Consider the following 15,520-nt stretch of genomic DNA (forward strand, 5'->3'; position numbering starts at 1 on the left):
GCCGGAGCCCGCCCTCACACGTCCCCGGCCTCAGCCCGTGGCGGGAGCCGCCAGGCCGAGACGGGCCGCGAGTGCGCCGATCGCGTAGTCCAGCCCCTTCTGGAGGACAGGTCCCGTGTGCCCCTCCCCCGGAATGGTCTGCGTGAGGACCGCGAATCCGGCCGCGTGCGCACGCGAGGCATTCGCCACCTGTCCCGGGCCGAACTGTGCGTCCTGCTCACCGTGGGTGAAGACGGCCTCATGCCCCGCGTACTGCCCGGGATGCGCGGCGAGCAGAGCAGCCGGGCTCGCCGCGTCGAAGGCCGCACGGTTCCCGTCGAAGACCTCTTTGACCGTCTGATCGACGTGTTCGGAGCCGGGGTACTCGTTGCCGGAGATGTCCATGATGTTGCCCCAGGTCTGGGGGAACTGGGCGCCGTAGGTGAAGGCGCAGGCTCCCCCGTTCGAGTAGCCGCCGATCACCCAGTAGTCGGGGTCGTCGACGATGTTCAGGTGCGCGCGCGCGTAGGCCGGGACATCGACGTTGAGGTAGGTGGAGACCTTGCCGTACTTCGCGGAATCCGCGCACGCCGGGTCGACGTCGACCGAGCCGAGCTGGTCGGCGACGATCGCGATCGGGGCGAGGCCGTTGTGGGCGGCCGCGAAGGCGTCGAGGCTCTTGGCCAGCACCGTCGGATCGGGGGTGCCGGGCTGGCCCATCATGAACACCAGCAGCGGGAGGCGCGGCGGGTCGGGCACGAGGGCCGCCGGCGGCAGGTACAGCGCCGCATCGCGCGCCTGGAACCCTGTGGCCGGGATCTTCTGATCGCCCGACAACGCGCTCACGCGGCCTTTCGACGGCATGCCCGCCGGCGGTGACCACGTCTGGTACAGGGTCGCCGCGTCGCCCGAAGCGGCCGAGGTCCCCGGCAGCGGGGCGCTGTCCAACGCCTGTATGCCGAGGATCGCCGCGAGGTTGCCGGTGAGACCGTAGGCGGCGTTGACGCTCACGCCCATTCCGATCGCGCCGGCGACGATCAGCGACGCGGCCACCACGCGACGCCACCACGGACGGACGAACACTCCCGCCGCTCCCATGGCGACGGCGGCGACGCCCGCGGCGATCCAGACGGCGGCGTGCACCGGAAGGGGTCCTTGGAAGACGTCCCACGCCTCCAGGAGGTGGGCGCCGGCGTAGCCGATCACGGCGCCCGCCGCGGCGATGATCAGCAGACGACGGATGCGGCGCGGCGGCACGACCAGCACGACGACGGCAAACACGACAGCGACCGACCAGACCACCCATCGCAGCGGGCTGTTGATGAGTTCGAGCGTCAGCAGCCACTGGATCATTTGTCTCCTCCTCGAGCGCTGCGCAGCAGCGTCAGCACATCACGCACAGTAGCGTCAGGCAGGTAGGCCCGACCGATGGCGGTACCGATCCGCGGGAGGTCGACCGCGTCACCGTACGCCAGCCAGATCGTGCGATAGCGGGGGTGGAACTTCCGCTTGAAACGGAAGAGCGAGTCGAAGCCGTACGCCGGCTCGAGGGTCTGAGCCAACCAGCCCAGCACGCTCGAGAGGATCGTCGTGTCGCCGGCCGCCTCGACGTCGGGCTTCACCGCCATCGGAGCCCCGGAGAGGCTGAGTTCCGCCACCCCGTCTGCGGCAGCCTGCTGCGCCGCGCGCGCGATCGCGAACTCCATGAGCCCGTTGGGCCCATCGGCCCGACGGCGCATGAAATCGAGCGTCCATCCGCTGCGAACGCCACCGCGCCAGGACGGCATCCAGCTCGTCACGACCTGGATGCGTCCGGCGTCGTCGACCGCGAGCAGCAGCGCCACTTCCGGATCCGTGATCTCCTCCAGCGTGCCCAGGGTGAACCCCATCTCGGGCAGGGCCTTGTCGGCGACCCACTGCTCGTCGATCTCGCGGATCTGCGAACGCTCCGCGGCGCTGAGATCCGCCCACCGCGTCCAGACCGCCGTCATGCCTTCGCGTTCTGCGCGCATCACCGGCTGGCGCACCTTCTGCCACTGTTTGCCTTCGAGGGTGACCTCGGAGGCGGCGAGCACGGTCTCCTCCCCCACGGAGAGGTACTTCCATCCCATCTCGTCGAAGACCGGAAGAGCGTCGTCGTGGATGCTGTAGAAGGCCGCCGTCCACCCCGACTCGCCGCAGAAGTCGACGAAGCCCCTGATCGCACGCTCCTGCTCTCCGCTCGGCGCGAGCGGGTCGCCGACCGCGAGAGCGACGTCTCCCACGAGACGGTACGCCACGGCGCAGGCGCGGTCGGCGCTGTACCAGTAGCTCGTCCCGCGCCACGTCCCCAGGAACGAGAGGGTTCCGCCGCCGCGGCGCAGCAGATCCCGGTACAGGCGGGCATCCGCATCCTCGGGGCGACGGACGCTGCGGTAGAGGCGTACGAGGGCGAAGACGACGATCGCCCAGAAGACGACGCCGACCCACTGGTAGATCCAGAGGGCTGCACCGTGACGCGGGAACGGCGGCTGGCCGATGCCCTGCAGGAAGGCAGGAGGCACGAACCGGCGCCACGACTCGACGACGATGTCGGTGAGCGTCGGAGTCACATCGAACGATTGCCGCAGCAGGGTCTCGCTCGCCACGAAGACAGCACCGCAGGCGAGGAAAGCGATCAGCACCGTCGCCGCGAAGGTTCGGGCCGCCTGACGCGTGGCGCGGACAGGGAACCGCCGACGCACGACGATCAGCGCCGAGGCGCTCGCGACGGGCACACCGATCGAGGCGACACCCCAGAGCACGTACTCGAGTCCCGACCCGTCCGCCCACGGTTCGATGGCGAGCTCTCCGCTGAGCACCGCGTACAGGGCGAGGACGGCCAGCACACCCTGTACGCAGACGGCCAGCACGAGGCCGGCATGGCGTCCACGTCGAAGACCCAGTGCGGCCACGATCAGCAGCGCGAGCGGCACGAGGGCGAGGAGCACCGGACCGACCCCGCGCGTGAGCACGAGCGCGAACTCGTGATCGCATACGGGCCGATAGCTCACCTCGCACCGATCGACGAGGTGCTCGTCGAAAGCGAGGAAGGATGAGGCCACCACGGAGAACGGCCCCCGACCCCCGCCGGCGATCACCGCGGCGAGGGGCCCGAGACCGGTGATCGCGACCAGCACCGCCATCAGCGCGCGCACCTCGCGCGAGGAGGATCGATGCCAGTCCGACCGAGGCGCGCGCCTCGCCATGAGCGATCCCGCCCCCAGGCCCAGCAGGGCCGCGATCAGCCGGTACCAGGAGTCGGCGTCGCCCGCATACAACGCGAACATGACGACGGTGGCGAGCGCGACGAGCCTGATCCGGCGTCGCCAGAGCGCGGAGGAGAGAGCGGATGCGGCCAGCACCGCCGCGAAGATCCCCATCGAAGGATCGAGCACGGGATCGTTGGACTCCAGGGGGCGAAGATCGTCGAATCCCCACAGGACGGTGTGCGCGAGCGCGCCGAGAAGGATCGACACGACACCGCCGCACACGAAGACGACCGCGGAGCGGAGGTGGCCCAGCAACGACTCCGCGTATGCGAACGCGGTCAGCGCGAGAAGAACGCTGAGCAAGACCTCGACCGTCGAGTCGGGCACCACCAGTGCCGTGGCGACCGACCACCATCGGCCGTCCGCCAGCGCGGCCGCACCGCTGCCCCAGGCCGTCGCATCCGCGCCCCAGAGCGAGCCGGTGGCGATCGAGGCGCCCACGACGACGACGGCAAGGCCCAGTGCGACCGGATGCCGCATGGCGTACCGGCGCCATTGTGCTGCCGTGAGCACGTGGCGCCTGGTGCGCGACGGGTCCGCCTGTGACACGCGACCTCCCACGAACTCAGAGTGCCGCCGTTACCCTATCGATCGGGGACCGTGCGCAGGCGCGGAACGCTGTGCGTCAGTGATGAGTCGCCTGTGCGGCGCGGAGCCGCTCGAGAACCTGGTCGCGGAGCTTGTCGGGCGCCGTCTCCTTGCACGCGCGCGCGACGACCTCGGTGAGCGTGGTCGCGACGAGCGCCTCATCGCGGCACTCCGCGCATGTCTCGAGGTGCTCGCGGATGTCGCTGTGCTCGACGTGGCACATCTCGTTGCGGAGATACTCCTCGAGGTCGCGCCGGGCCTTCTCGCAGCCGCAGTCGGTCATTTCTTGCTCCTGGGTGCAGACGAGGCGATGCCCCGTTCCTTCGCGTAGTCGGCGAGCAGGTCACGAAGCATGCGCCGGCCTCGGTGCAGGCGGCTCATGACCGTGCCGATGGGGGTCTTCATGATGTCGGCGATCTCCTGGTAGGCGAAACCTTCGACGTCGGCGAGGTACACCGCCAACCGGAAGTCCTCGGGAATCGATTGCAGCGCTTCTTTCACGATCGACGCCGGCATGTGATCGATCGCCTCCGCCTCGGCGGAACGGGTGCTGGTGGCGGTGGTCGACTCTGCGCCCCCGAGCTGCCAGTCCTCGAGGTCGTCGATGGCGCCCTGATAGGGCTCGCGCTGCTTCTTGCGATACACGTTGATGTACGTGTTCGTCAGGATGCGGTACAGCCAGGCCTTCAGATTCGTTCCCTGCGTGAACGTCGCCCATGAGGAGAACGCCTTGACGAAGGTCTCCTGCACGAGATCCGCTGCATCCGAGGGGTTGCGCGTCATGCGCATCGCAGCCGCGTACAGCTGGTCCATGAACGGCAGCGCCTGCTCCTCGAACTGAGAGCGGGTGTCCACGGCAGAGCTGGTGTCATCCATCGTGGGCAATCCTACGCGTTGCCCACGAGCGGCCTTCGGGCGCTCGAGCACGGCATTCATACGCGTCCTTCCTTCACCGTCGATCGGAACGGTTCAGTAGGGTGGAACCGATGAGCGACGAGCGCTATTCCCCCGATCTCGCCGGCTGGGCCGCACCGAGCGCGCCCGCGGCGATGCGGGCGATCGTCCACGTGCCCGGCTCCAAGTCGCTGACCAACCGCGAACTGGTCCTCGCAGCCCTGGCCGACGGCCCCGGCATCCTGCGCGCACCGTTGCACTCCGACGACTCGGCGCGGATGCTCGACGCCCTCGCGGCCCTCGGTGTGGGTATCGAACGGATCGAAGGGTCGGGTCCCTTCGGCGACGACCTCAGGATCACGCCCGCGACCACCGCTCCCGCCGACGTCGTCGTGGACTGCGGCCAGGCCGGCACCGTCATGCGCTTCGTCACCCCGATGGCCGGCTTCGCACGGGGCGACGTGACCGTCACGGCTCACGAGAGCGCGCTGCACCGTCCGATGGGCGAGATGATCCGAACGCTCCGCGAGGTCGGTGTCGACATCGACGACGCAGGCACATGGTCCCTGCCCTTCCTCGTCCGAGGGCGCGGGCACGTGCGCGGCGGCGAGGTGACGATCGACGCGAGCGCGTCGAGCCAGTTCGTGTCCGGCCTCCTGCTGTCGGCGGCGCGCTTCGACGTGGGACTCCACTTGCGCCACGAGGGCGCGCGTCTGCCCTCGATCCCCCACATCGATATGACCGTGGAGTCGCTCGCGCATCGCGGCGTGCACGTGGAGCGCCCGGCACCGGGCGAGTGGATCGTCCCGCCCGGATCGATTCGCGCGAAGGACATCGCGATCGAACCCGACCTCTCCAACGCGGCTCCGTTCCTCGCGGCCGCACTGATCACCGGCGGCGAGGTCACCGTCGGCGGATGGCCCGCGCACTCGACGCAGCCGGGCGCTCAGCTGCCGGAGCTGCTGGGCGCATTCGGAGCGCGAAGCAGCCGCCGCCACGGAGACCTGACGGTCACCGGCGGCGACGCCATCACCGGTGTCGATCTCGATCTCTCGGCAGTGGGAGAGCTCGCGCCGACTCTGGTGGGACTGGCCCTGCTGGCCGATGCACCCTCCACCTTCGTGGGCATCGGCCACCTGCGCGGCCACGAGACCGATCGCCTCGCGGCGCTCGTGCACAACGTCCGCGCCCTCGGTGGCGATGCCGAAGAGCTCGAAGACGGCATCCGCGTCGCCCCCCGGCCTCTCTCCGGCGGACTCTGGCGCGCGTTCCACGATCACCGCATGGCCACCACCGGTGCATTGGTGGGGCTCGCTGTACCGGGAGTCGTCGTCGACGACATCGGCACGACGGCCAAGACCATGCCCGAGTTCCCGGAGCTGTGGGAGCGCATGCTCGCGGGCACGGAGTCCGCCGGGTGAGCTGGCTTCCCCCGGACGACGACGAGGACGACCTCGCCTACGACGAGTCCGCCTTCCGCGCACGGCCGAACCCCAAAGCGAACAGGCCGCGCACCAAGCGCAGACCGGCTCACGCCGACGCACGCATCGCGCGAGTGCTCGGCGTGGACCGCGGGCGCTACCAGGTGCTCGTGGACGAGGACGAGTCCACCGAACGCGAGATCGTGGCCACTCGCGCACGGGAGCTGCGACGCACCCCCATCGTCACGGGAGACCGTGCCCGCGTGGTCGGGGACGTGAGCGGGACGGAGGGCACGCTCTCACGGATCGTGGGCATCGAGGACCGCACCACCCTCCTCCGACGCAGCGCCGACGACACCGACCAGGTGGAGCGCGTCGTGGTCGCCAACGCCGACCAGATGCTCGTCGTGGTGGCTGCCGCGGACCCCGAGCCGCGAGCGCGCCTGGTCGACCGCTATCTGATCGCCGCGCTCGACGCGGGGATCCGGCCGCTTCTCGTGGTGACCAAGACCGACCTCGCAGACCCGGCCCCGTTCCTGTCGCACTTCGACGGCATCGACTTCGAAGTCTTCACGAGCGCCCGCGGCGAGATGCCGGTCGAGCGCATCGGCGCAGCCCTGATCGGACACTCGACCGTGTTCGTCGGCCATTCCGGCGTCGGCAAATCGACGCTCGTGAACGCGCTCGTGCCGGGCGCGGGGCGGGCGACCGGCCACGTCAACGAGGTCACCGGACGCGGGCGTCACACCTCGAGCTCGACGGTGTCGCTGCGCTATCGGGGCGACGGGGGATCCGGCTGGGTCATCGACACACCGGGCGTCCGCTCCTTCGGCCTCGGCCATGTGGATCCCGCGAACATCCTGCGCGCCTTCACCGACCTGGCCGCTGTCGCCGAGGACTGCCCCCGGGGGTGCACCCACCTGCCCGACGCCCCGGACTGCGCCATCATCGCTGCGGTCGCCGAGGGGAAGCTGGGCCCGAGCGGTCCCGCCCGCTTGGACTCCTTGCAGCGACTGCTGACCACGTTCGGGGGCCGCTGAGCGCCTACGCTGGAATCATGACTCAGCTGCAGCCCGGCGACCTCGCCCCCGACTTCACCCTCCACGACCAGGACGGCGACGCCGTCTCGCTCGAGGAGTTCCGCGGCCGACCCGTCATCCTCTACTTCTATCCCGCGGCGATGACCCCGGGGTGCACGACCGAGGCGTGCGACTTCCGCGACAACCTCTCGTCGCTCACCGCAGCCGGGTACACCGTGCTCGGCGTCTCACGGGACTCGTCCGAGAAGCTCCGGGCGTTCCGTGAGCGCGACGGCCTCACCTTCCCGCTGCTGTCCGACCCCGATCACGCCGTGCACGACGCCTACGGCGCGTGGGGCGAGAAGACGAACTACGGCAAGACCGTCGAGGGAGTGCTCCGCTCGACGTTCGTGCTCGACGCCGACGGACGCATCGAGCAGGCGCTCTACAACGTCAAGGCCACCGGCCACGTCGCCCGACTCCGCAAGCTCCTCGGTATCGACGGCTGAGGATCAGTCCTCGCGCCGGGCGTTCTGCGCCGCCCGGCGCGCCGCCGAGATCAGAAGCACGAGCACGATCAACGCGGGAACGCCCAGCTGGAGCCCGTTGAGCGGGTGTCCGTACGTCCCCGTCACGGCTCCGATCGCGACAGCGAGCACCAGCAGCTGGACCACGATGCCCCCCGAGCGACCGATCGATCGGCCGCGCGCCGCCGCGACGCCGAATGCGACGACCAGCGCGGCACCGAGAAGCGTCAGCACGATCAGTGCGATCGCCGTCGCCGTGGATGCGGTGTCGCCTTGCGCGAGTGCGATCAGCTGCCAGACCGCGAGCCCCGCGAGCGAGACGCCTTCCAGGACCACGAGTCCACCCGCCACCAGGCTCAGCAGGTCGTTTCGCATGACATCTCCGGAGTTGTGGGATCGGACAGTATTCGGGCGCATGCGTTTGGTGACGGGACACAAAACAACCGGTGAACCCTTGATTCACCCTGGTGACTATGGAACGATTGACGACGTCGTGTGCTCCCACAGCGGCGTGGGGCGAGCTGAAGCTCGCACATCACACAGGGTACCGGACCCCGATCCGGGCTCTTTCACAACCCACCCGTTCTGACCTTTTTCCGACGCCTGAGGAGCAACATCACATGGATTGGCGCGACAAATCAGCCTGCCTGACCGTAGACCCGGAGCTGTTCTTCCCGGTCGGCAACACCGGTCCGGCAGTCGACCAGATCGAGAAGGCCAAATCCGTGTGCGCGCGTTGCACCGTCACGGAGATCTGCCTGCAGTACGCCCTCGAGACCGGCCAGGACTCGGGCGTCTGGGGAGGCCTCTCCGAGGATGAGCGCCGCGCCCTCAAGCGTCGCGCCGCGCGCGCCCGTCGCGCTTCCTGAGCGCACGGAATCGCATTTCAACTCCGCATCCGCCGTTCCGGCGCCCACGGGCGCCAGGTGCGGCGGATGCGTCGTTCTCACACCTCGCCGCGGTCGATGTAGCGCAACGGGATGTCGATCGTGACCTCGGTGCCGCGACCCATGATCGTGTGCCAGTCGATCGTGCCGCCCAGCTCGCCCTGGATCAGGGTGCGCACGATCTGCGTGCCCAGCCCGCGGCCCACCTGACCTTCGGGAAGGCCGACGCCGGTGTCGCGGACCCGGACCTCGAGGTTGTCCTCGGACCTCTCCGCAGCGATCTCCACCTCGCCCTCCTGCCCCGCCAGGCCGTGCTCGACCGCGTTGGTGACGAGTTCGGTCAGGGCGAGCGCCAGCGGCGTCGCGTACTCGCTGGGCAGGGTTCCGAACGAACCGGTCTTGCGGGTGCGGGCCCGCGTCGTGGGCGCGGCCGCCACCTCGGCCACGAGCTTCAGCACGCGTGAGAAGACCTCGTCGAAGTCGACGTTCTGCGTGAGGCCCTCCGACAGAGTGTCGTGCACCACGGCGATCGCCGACACGCGCCGCGTGGCGTGCGTGAGGGCGTCGCGGGCCTCGTCCGAGTGTGTGCGACGGGCTTGGATGCGCAGCAGCGAGGCGACGGTCTGCAGGTTGTTCTTGACCCGGTGGTGGATCTCACGGATCGTCGCGTCCTTGGTGATCAGCTCCTGGTCGCGGTGACGCAGCTCGGTCACGTCGCGGCACAGCACGATCGCACCGATGCGGTTGCCGTGATCGCGCAACGGAATGGCGCGCAGCGCCACCGTGACCCCCCTGGCCTCGATGTCCACGCGCCACGGCGCGCGGCCGGTGGCGACGACGGGCAGCGACTCGTCGAACTGCCGCTTCTCGGGGAGGATCTGCGTGATGACCTCCACGAGCGGCTCGCCCTCGAGCTCGTCCTCGAATCCCATCCGGTAGAACGCGGAGAGCGCATTCGGGCTCGCGAACGTCGTGAGTCCGTCCACGTCGATCCGGATGAGGCCGTCGGACGCACGGGGCGCACCTCGGCGCGGTGACGCGGGTGCGGCGACGTCGGGGAACTCGCCCGTCGCCACCATTCCGAACAGGTCGTCGGCGCAGTCGTTGAAGGTGATCTGCTGACGCGACGGCGTGCGGGCCTCTCCGAGGTTCGTGTGACGCGTGAGGACGCCGAGGACGCGGGCGTGCGAATCCGCCCCCGAGCGGGCGCGGACGACGGGCACGGCGCGCACGCGCGTGGGGGTCTCCTCGAACCAGTCCGGCGACGCGGAATCCACGATGCGACCGGTGGTGAAGGCCTCGCGCACCTGGGCGCGCCACTGGGGTCGCACACGGTCGCCCACGATGTCGCGGTAGAAGAGCGTCGCCGCGCCGGAGGGACGCGTGTGCGCGACGGCGATGAAGGAGTCGTCCTCCGTGGGCACCCACAGCACGATGTCCGCGAAGGCGAGATCCGCCAGGAGCTGTCCGTCTCCGGCGAGCCGGTGCAGCCACTCCACATCTGCGGGATCGGAGAAGCCGTGCGCGTAGACGAGATCGCTGAGGGTCGACACCACTCCACCCTATGCGGAGGCGGCCCACCGTTCGTGCGGGCTTCGACCGCTGCGGCGTTCGCGTCGGGTGGTCGCGACGGGCGTCGGAGGCAGCAGCGCCTCCCCGACGATCCGGCGGATGGCGGAGACCATCGCCGACCGACCGGCGACCTCGGCGGCCGGCCGTGCGGCGAGCATCGCTGCATCCGCCGCCCTGCGGTCCTCCGGCACGAACCACATCTCGCGGATGTCGGCGTAGCGCTCCAGCGTGCGACGGAGCTGTCCGCGGGCATCGATGCCGACACCGCCGCGGCGGAGCCGGTTCACGACGACCGTCAGCGGCGTGGATCCCACGATCGCCCGCAGCTCCCCCACCGACCGCAGGAATCGCGCGACGGAGACCGGATCGGCGGCGAGGACCGCCACGATGTGATCGGCGCTCTCGAGCGCGGCCAGTGTCGCCGCGTTCCGGCGGGGCCCGGAGACCACATCGCTCACGATCTCTTCGTCCCGCTCCAGCGATGCGGCGACGTCCACCACGGTGTGCTCGGCCCATCCGGCGCAGGCGGCGAGCGCGGCACGCACGCGCTTCTCGCTGAGCTCCGGCCACCTCGACGGGCGGTTGAGACCGGTCAGCACGTCGACATCGGCGCCGCCGAGAGCCACCGCGATGCGCTGGAGCTCGACGTCGTCCAATGCATCCAGCTCGGCCTGGCGACAGGCGACCGCGAATCCGGGCCCCTCGTCGGGCAGGCCGAGGGCCATGGCCAGGGAGGGCGCGTGGGCGTCCGCATCCACCAGAGCCACGTGACGCCCGCCGCGGGCGAGCTCGGCGGCGAGGCCCACCGCGATGGTGGATCGCCCGGGAGCACCGTGCGGCCCCCAGACGGCGACCAGGCGCGGGCCGGGGACAGCGGGTCGGATGCTCACGGGCGATGCGGACGCCGTGGCGAGGGCGGCCGCCGCATCCCGGGCCGAGCCGGTCACCGGAACGGGAGAGGAGAGCCCGAAGGCGGCGGCGAGACGAGCGGCGCCCGCATCATCGCCGAGCGGGAGGATGCGCACACCACGGGCGTCCGCGAGGGCGACGGTGTGAGCGGTCAGCTGCTCGACGCGCGCGGCGAGCACCAGAGCGTCGGCCGCGCCGAGGAGTGCTTCCAGTTCCGCATCCGGCCCATGACCGAACGCGACCGTGGCCGCGAACCTGTCGGGAGGATAGATCGCGACCTCGGCGGCGCCCTCGAGGAGGAGCTGCTCCCGCAGTCCGAGAGCGAACGGCCTCGGGAGGACGAGCACCACGCGCGCGATCACGACACCCCCTGCGCCGGGACCACCGACAGCGTCGCCTCCCCCGCGAGCGCCGACAGCACGTCCGCCACGGACTCGCGCGGCACGACGAGTTCGATGGATGGTGCCGCGGCCGCCATCACAGAGTCGCTGCTTGGAAGAGCCGCGACCGCCGCATCGGCGACGAGGATGCGGGGAGCCTGCCGGACGCCCTCGCCGTCGAGCGGCGCGGCCCAGACCTCCACGGGCGTCCCGACCTCGACGGAGGCGGGGATAGCGGTGCTGCTGGGGACGACGATCGCAGTGGTGCGCACTTCGGACGCGGCACCCACGGCGGCCGCGGGGATGAGTTCGCCGGCGGGGATCGTTCTTGTCACCACGGCGTCCGGCGGGAGCGTGTCGCCCGACGCGTAGGCGCCCTCGAGCGACCCGAGCGCGACGTCGACGACGCGCAGCTCCGAGGGCGAGATGCTCTCGCCGGGCAGCAGAGTTCGCGTCGCGGCGTACACCGGGACGGTCTGCCGCGAGGATGCGACGACGAACCAGACGCCGGCGATGGAGACGAGGACGAGCACGACGCCGATCACGAAGCGCGCGTCCGCCCACAGTGCGCGGGGGCGCTGGCGGGGCGCGACCTGAGCTGTCATGGCGTACATGCTGACCGAGGCGGTGTCGGGCCGTCGGATCTTATCCACAGCGCTCTTATCCACATGGCGTGCCACCGCGCCGAGGTGTCGGAACGGCACCGCATAATTGAGGGCATGCCCGACACGACCCCGCCCGAGGGCCGCCTCCTCCCCCCGGCATCCGTTGCCGAGGCGCTGTCGGTGTCGGTCGACGAGGTCATCGCCTTGGTCATGGAAGGGCGACTGCGCGGCGTCCGCGTCGGCGAGAGCCGCCAGTGGCGCATCGAAGAGGCCAGTGTGTCGGACTACCTCGACGACGAAGCCGAGGACGCCCGCCGGATGGCGCTCTGGCGGCAGTCCAACGCCGCCAGTTTCCCGGAGCTCTGGGGTCATGGCCGGGTGCGCAATCCCGACTGAACGGCTCAGAGCACGTCGACGCCCTCCCACCGCACCCAGGACACTGCGGTGAACGGAACCAGACGGTAACCGCGGATGCTCGCGGCGCGACGCGGCTCATCGATGTCGTGCAACGCGAGATCCAGGTGGTCGGCCCCGGCTCGATCGATCGTCCCTGCGACGGCGCGCGTTCCCACCTGCATGGTCACGGGAACGCGTCGACGTGCGAGGTCGCGAAGGACGAAGCCCATCCCCATGCGCTCCGACACTCCCACGCGCGGCGAAGGATGCGGTCGCGCCGTGCGCAGGAGGTCGCTCTCCCCCATGCCCACGGAGGACACCGACGCGACCGGGACGAGCACACTGCGCCGCTGCATCTCGAGTCCCATCCAATCGGCGCCGACAGCGGTCAGAACGCCGATCAGGGCATCCGCAGCGAGCAGATCGACGGTGAGGTCGAGGCGTTGCGTCTCATCCGTGCGAGCGAGGACCAGAAGCCTCTCCCGCAGCGTCACGCGTGACAATCGCAGCCGCTCGGCCTCCGTGTCCAAGACCGCGCGCTCCGCTTCCCACTCGGCATCGAACTGCCCCTGCAGGTCTTCGAAGAAGCGTTCCCAGCGCACGCCGCGAGATTAGACCGATGCCCCCGCAATCATGAGAAGTTTTCCACAAACCGTTTCCGACCTGGCCGAACTGCTCTACTGATCCCGCTCAGGATCCCCGTTCATGTGAGGCCCAGATGGTTCAGATCGCCACCGGCGCGACGCGCCCCGAACGCAGCTTCATGCGCTTGTCCGCAGACTTCTTCGCGCCGCAGCCGACGCCCTCGTCCGAGCTGCCGGATCCGGTGCCGCTCGTGCGCAACCTCACCAACGGCGTGCTCGAGGCCCTTGCCGGGGTCCGTGACATCGATCAGCTGGCACGGTGGATGACCGAGGACACCTACCGTGCCCTTCTCACGCGTGTGAACCTCGCCACCCGCGCCCGCAGCGCGCGCGGCGTCGCCGCGGCCCGCCCCGTGCACTCGATCCTCAGCGTGCACCACTCGGAGCCCGCCGACGGCGTCGTCGAGGCCGTCGTGGTCGTCGCCGGTCCCGCGCGCACGCGCGCTGTCGCCATCCGCCTGGAGGGTATGGACCGCCGTTGGCGGGCGACCTCGCTCGCCCTCCTGTGAGAATGCTCTCATCGCCCGCGGTCCGCTGACCGCCCGCCCCTGACCGCCGACCGGCCTACTGGCGGTAGGACGACAGGAAGTTCCCGAGGCGCTCGATGGCCTCCGCGATCACGCGGGCCTCGGGAAGCGTCACGATCCGCAGGTGGTCCGGGGTCGGCCAGTTGAACCCCGTTCCGGGCACGAGGAGGATGTGCTCGGCAACGAGGAGATCGTGTACGAGCTTCGCGTCATCACGGATCTCGTGCACCTCGGGATCCAGCCGCGGGAAAGCGTACAGCGCGCCGGCAGGCTTGACGCAGGACACACCCGGAATCGCCTCGAGGCCCTCCCAAGCCGCATCCCGCTGCTCGTGCAGGCGACCGGTCGGAGCGATCAACGCATCGATCGACTGAACGCCCGACAACGCCGCCTGGACCGCGTGCTGCGCGGGGACGTTCGGGCACAACCGTGTCGACGCGAGCAGGTTGATGCCCTCGAGGAAGCCTCTCGCATGGTGGCGGGGTCCGGTGATGACCATCCAGCCGCTGCGGTAGCCGGCCACGCGGTAGGTCTTGGACAAGCCGTTGAAGGTGAGACAGAGCAGATCGGGCGCGAGCGTGGCCAGCGGGATGTGGCGGGCGTCGTCGAAGAGGATGCGGTCGTAGATCTCGTCGGCCAGCAGGAGGAGCGAGTGCTCGCGCGCGAGTTCCACGATCTGGGTCAGCACCTCGCGCGTGTAGACGGCACCGGTGGGGTTGTTCGGGTTGATGACGACGATCGCCTTGGTGCGATCGGTGATCTTGGAACGGATGTCCTCGATGTCGGGCTGCCAGCCGTTCTGCTCATCGCAGACGTAATGCACCGGCGTACCGCCGCCCAGACTCGTCATGGCCGTCCACAGCGGGTAGTCCGGTGCGGGGATGAGGACCTCATCACCCTCGTCCAGCAGCGCCTGCATCGTCATCGTGATCAGCTCGGAGACGCCGTTGCCGAGGTACACGTCATCGGGGGTGAAAGGCGGGAATCCCGGCTCCTGCTCGTACCGGTACACGACGGCGCGGCGCGCGGACATGATGCCCTTGCTCTCGCTGTAGCCGTGCGCGGAGGGAATCGCATCGATCATGTCGCGCACGATCTGGAAGGGCGCGTCGAAGCCGAAGACCGCGGGGTTTCCCGTGTTGAGCTTCAGGATCGTGTGCCCCTCGGCCTCGAGCCTGTCGGCCTCGACCAGGGCCTCGCCGCGGATCTCGTAGAGGACATCCTTCAGCTTCCGGGACTGGTCGAGGGGGCGCAGCGAGCTCATCCGATCAGGATAGTCCGGCCTCGGCCGGGCCAATCCGCATCCGCTGGCACGACTGGCGGTTCGCGCACGTCATTCGGCGGTTCTCACACAATCGCCGCCGATACGGTGAAGGGGTAACACCCCTTACCCGAAGGACTTCCATGGCCGCGCGCGATCGCCTCGACGACACTTCCAAACGCATCATCGAACAGCTTCAGGAGAACGGGCGCCGGTCCTACGCCGAGATCGGCAAAGCCGTCGGGCTCAGCGAGGCTGCCGTACGCCAGCGGGTGCAGCGGTTGACGGATTCGGGGATCATGCAGGTCGTCGCCGTCACCGATCCCATGCGCCTCGGCTTCCACCGCCAGGCGCTCGTGGGCCTGCGCGTCAGTGGCGACAGCCGTGCCGTGGCCGCCGAGCTCGAGCAGATCTCGGCCGTCGACTACCTCGTGCTCACCGCGGGGAGCTTCGACATCCTCATCGAGGTGGTCTGCGCATCCGATCAGGACCTCGCCGAACTGCTGAACGCCCGCATCCGCACGATCCCCGGCGTCATCTCCTCGGAGACGTTCGTCTACCTCGAGGTGCGCAAGCAGTCCTTCGACTGGGGCACCCCCTGAACGAGCGAGCGCCCCGCAT

General features: G+C 69.8%; 17 protein-coding genes. 7 read left to right on the forward strand and 10 right to left on the reverse strand.

Annotated elements, in window-relative coordinates; genetic code table 11:
• Positions 1-30: 30 nt before the first annotated feature.
• From QE377_RS02790 to QE377_RS02805, 4 genes are all read right to left on the reverse strand, one after another.
• On the reverse strand, positions 31-1,332 hold the full coding sequence (locus QE377_RS02790) for an esterase family protein (protein ID WP_307319515.1): 1,302 nt from the start codon (positions 1,330-1,332) through the stop codon (positions 31-33).
• The gene (locus QE377_RS02795) at positions 1,329-3,818 is read right to left on the reverse strand and encodes a bifunctional lysylphosphatidylglycerol flippase/synthetase MprF (RefSeq protein ID WP_307319518.1); all 2,490 of its coding nucleotides are present in this window, start codon (positions 3,816-3,818) and stop codon (positions 1,329-1,331) included. Before QE377_RS02795 ends, QE377_RS02790 begins: the two co-directional genes overlap by 4 nt.
• 76 nt (positions 3,819-3,894) lie before the next feature.
• Positions 3,895-4,140, reverse strand: a complete 246-nt coding sequence (locus QE377_RS02800; protein WP_137416407.1) for a zf-HC2 domain-containing protein — start codon at positions 4,138-4,140, stop codon at positions 3,895-3,897.
• Positions 4,137-4,733: a sigma-70 family RNA polymerase sigma factor gene (locus tag QE377_RS02805; protein WP_307319520.1), complete on the reverse strand. Its 597-nt coding sequence runs from the start codon at positions 4,731-4,733 to the stop codon at positions 4,137-4,139. The genes QE377_RS02800 and QE377_RS02805 overlap by 4 nt, the downstream gene beginning before the upstream one ends.
• A gap of 110 nt (positions 4,734-4,843) precedes the next feature.
• Between QE377_RS02805 and aroA the strand changes: the two genes are divergently transcribed.
• Genes aroA through bcp form a run of 3 tightly spaced genes read left to right on the forward strand, consistent with a single transcriptional unit; the run spans position 4,844 to position 7,700 of the window.
• Positions 4,844-6,172 (forward strand): 3-phosphoshikimate 1-carboxyvinyltransferase, encoded by a 1,329-nt coding sequence (aroA, locus tag QE377_RS02810; protein ID WP_373459506.1) that lies wholly within the window; start codon positions 4,844-4,846, stop codon positions 6,170-6,172.
• Complete coding sequence (gene rsgA, locus QE377_RS02815) at positions 6,169-7,212, forward strand: ribosome small subunit-dependent GTPase A (RefSeq protein ID WP_307319523.1); 1,044 nt, start codon at positions 6,169-6,171, stop codon at positions 7,210-7,212. Before aroA ends, rsgA begins: the two co-directional genes overlap by 4 nt.
• Before the next feature lie 17 nt (positions 7,213-7,229).
• The gene (gene bcp / locus QE377_RS02820) at positions 7,230-7,700 is read left to right on the forward strand and encodes a thioredoxin-dependent thiol peroxidase (protein ID WP_307319526.1); all 471 of its coding nucleotides are present in this window, start codon (positions 7,230-7,232) and stop codon (positions 7,698-7,700) included.
• Between the two features lie 3 nt (positions 7,701-7,703).
• On the opposite strand, the gene QE377_RS02825 is transcribed toward bcp, so the two are convergent.
• A complete protein-coding gene (locus QE377_RS02825; RefSeq protein WP_307319529.1) occupies positions 7,704-8,093 on the reverse strand; it encodes a histidine kinase in 390 nt (129 codons plus the stop codon).
• A gap of 245 nt (positions 8,094-8,338) precedes the next feature.
• On the opposite strand from QE377_RS02825, the gene QE377_RS02830 reads away from it, so the two are divergent.
• On the forward strand, positions 8,339-8,587 hold the full coding sequence (locus QE377_RS02830) for a WhiB family transcriptional regulator (RefSeq protein ID WP_121060093.1): 249 nt from the start codon (positions 8,339-8,341) through the stop codon (positions 8,585-8,587).
• A 77-nt stretch (positions 8,588-8,664) separates the two neighbouring features.
• Here the strand turns inward: QE377_RS02830 and QE377_RS02835 are convergent, their stop codons facing one another.
• Genes QE377_RS02835 through QE377_RS02845 form a run of 3 tightly spaced genes read right to left on the reverse strand, consistent with a single transcriptional unit; the run spans position 8,665 to position 12,071 of the window.
• Complete coding sequence (locus QE377_RS02835; protein WP_307319534.1) at positions 8,665-10,158, reverse strand: sensor histidine kinase; 1,494 nt, start codon at positions 10,156-10,158, stop codon at positions 8,665-8,667.
• Between the two features lie 9 nt (positions 10,159-10,167).
• Entirely contained in the window at positions 10,168-11,448 is a 1,281-nt protein-coding gene (locus QE377_RS02840; RefSeq protein ID WP_307319536.1) for a P-loop NTPase, read from the reverse strand.
• The gene (locus tag QE377_RS02845; RefSeq protein ID WP_307319539.1) at positions 11,445-12,071 is read right to left on the reverse strand and encodes an SAF domain-containing protein; all 627 of its coding nucleotides are present in this window, start codon (positions 12,069-12,071) and stop codon (positions 11,445-11,447) included. The genes QE377_RS02840 and QE377_RS02845 overlap by 4 nt, the downstream gene beginning before the upstream one ends.
• Positions 12,072-12,185: 114 nt before the next feature.
• Between QE377_RS02845 and QE377_RS02850 the strand changes: the two genes are divergently transcribed.
• Positions 12,186-12,467, forward strand: coding sequence for a helix-turn-helix domain-containing protein (locus QE377_RS02850; RefSeq protein WP_307319542.1), 282 nt, complete (start codon positions 12,186-12,188; stop codon positions 12,465-12,467).
• 5 nt (positions 12,468-12,472) lie between these two features.
• Here the strand turns inward: QE377_RS02850 and QE377_RS02855 are convergent, their stop codons facing one another.
• Positions 12,473-13,069, reverse strand: a complete 597-nt coding sequence (locus QE377_RS02855) for a hypothetical protein (RefSeq protein ID WP_307319545.1) — start codon at positions 13,067-13,069, stop codon at positions 12,473-12,475.
• A 116-nt stretch (positions 13,070-13,185) separates the two neighbouring features.
• Here QE377_RS02855 and QE377_RS02860 point away from each other — a divergent pair, with 116 nt between their 5' ends.
• Positions 13,186-13,620 carry an Rv3235 family protein gene (locus QE377_RS02860; RefSeq protein ID WP_307319548.1) on the forward strand — a complete coding sequence of 145 codons (435 nt, stop codon included), beginning with the start codon at positions 13,186-13,188 and terminating at the stop codon, positions 13,618-13,620.
• A 55-nt stretch (positions 13,621-13,675) separates the two neighbouring features.
• Here the strand turns inward: QE377_RS02860 and QE377_RS02865 are convergent, their stop codons facing one another.
• Complete coding sequence (locus QE377_RS02865; protein ID WP_137416395.1) at positions 13,676-14,902, reverse strand: pyridoxal phosphate-dependent aminotransferase; 1,227 nt, start codon at positions 14,900-14,902, stop codon at positions 13,676-13,678.
• Between the two features lie 140 nt (positions 14,903-15,042).
• Here QE377_RS02865 and QE377_RS02870 point away from each other — a divergent pair, with 140 nt between their 5' ends.
• Positions 15,043-15,501 carry an Lrp/AsnC family transcriptional regulator gene (locus tag QE377_RS02870; protein ID WP_307319551.1) on the forward strand — a complete coding sequence of 153 codons (459 nt, stop codon included), beginning with the start codon at positions 15,043-15,045 and terminating at the stop codon, positions 15,499-15,501.
• Positions 15,502-15,520: the final 19 nt, after the last annotated feature.

The organism is Microbacterium sp. SORGH_AS_0862 (genome assembly GCF_030818795.1).
Lineage (GTDB): Bacteria > Actinomycetota > Actinomycetes > Actinomycetales > Microbacteriaceae > Microbacterium.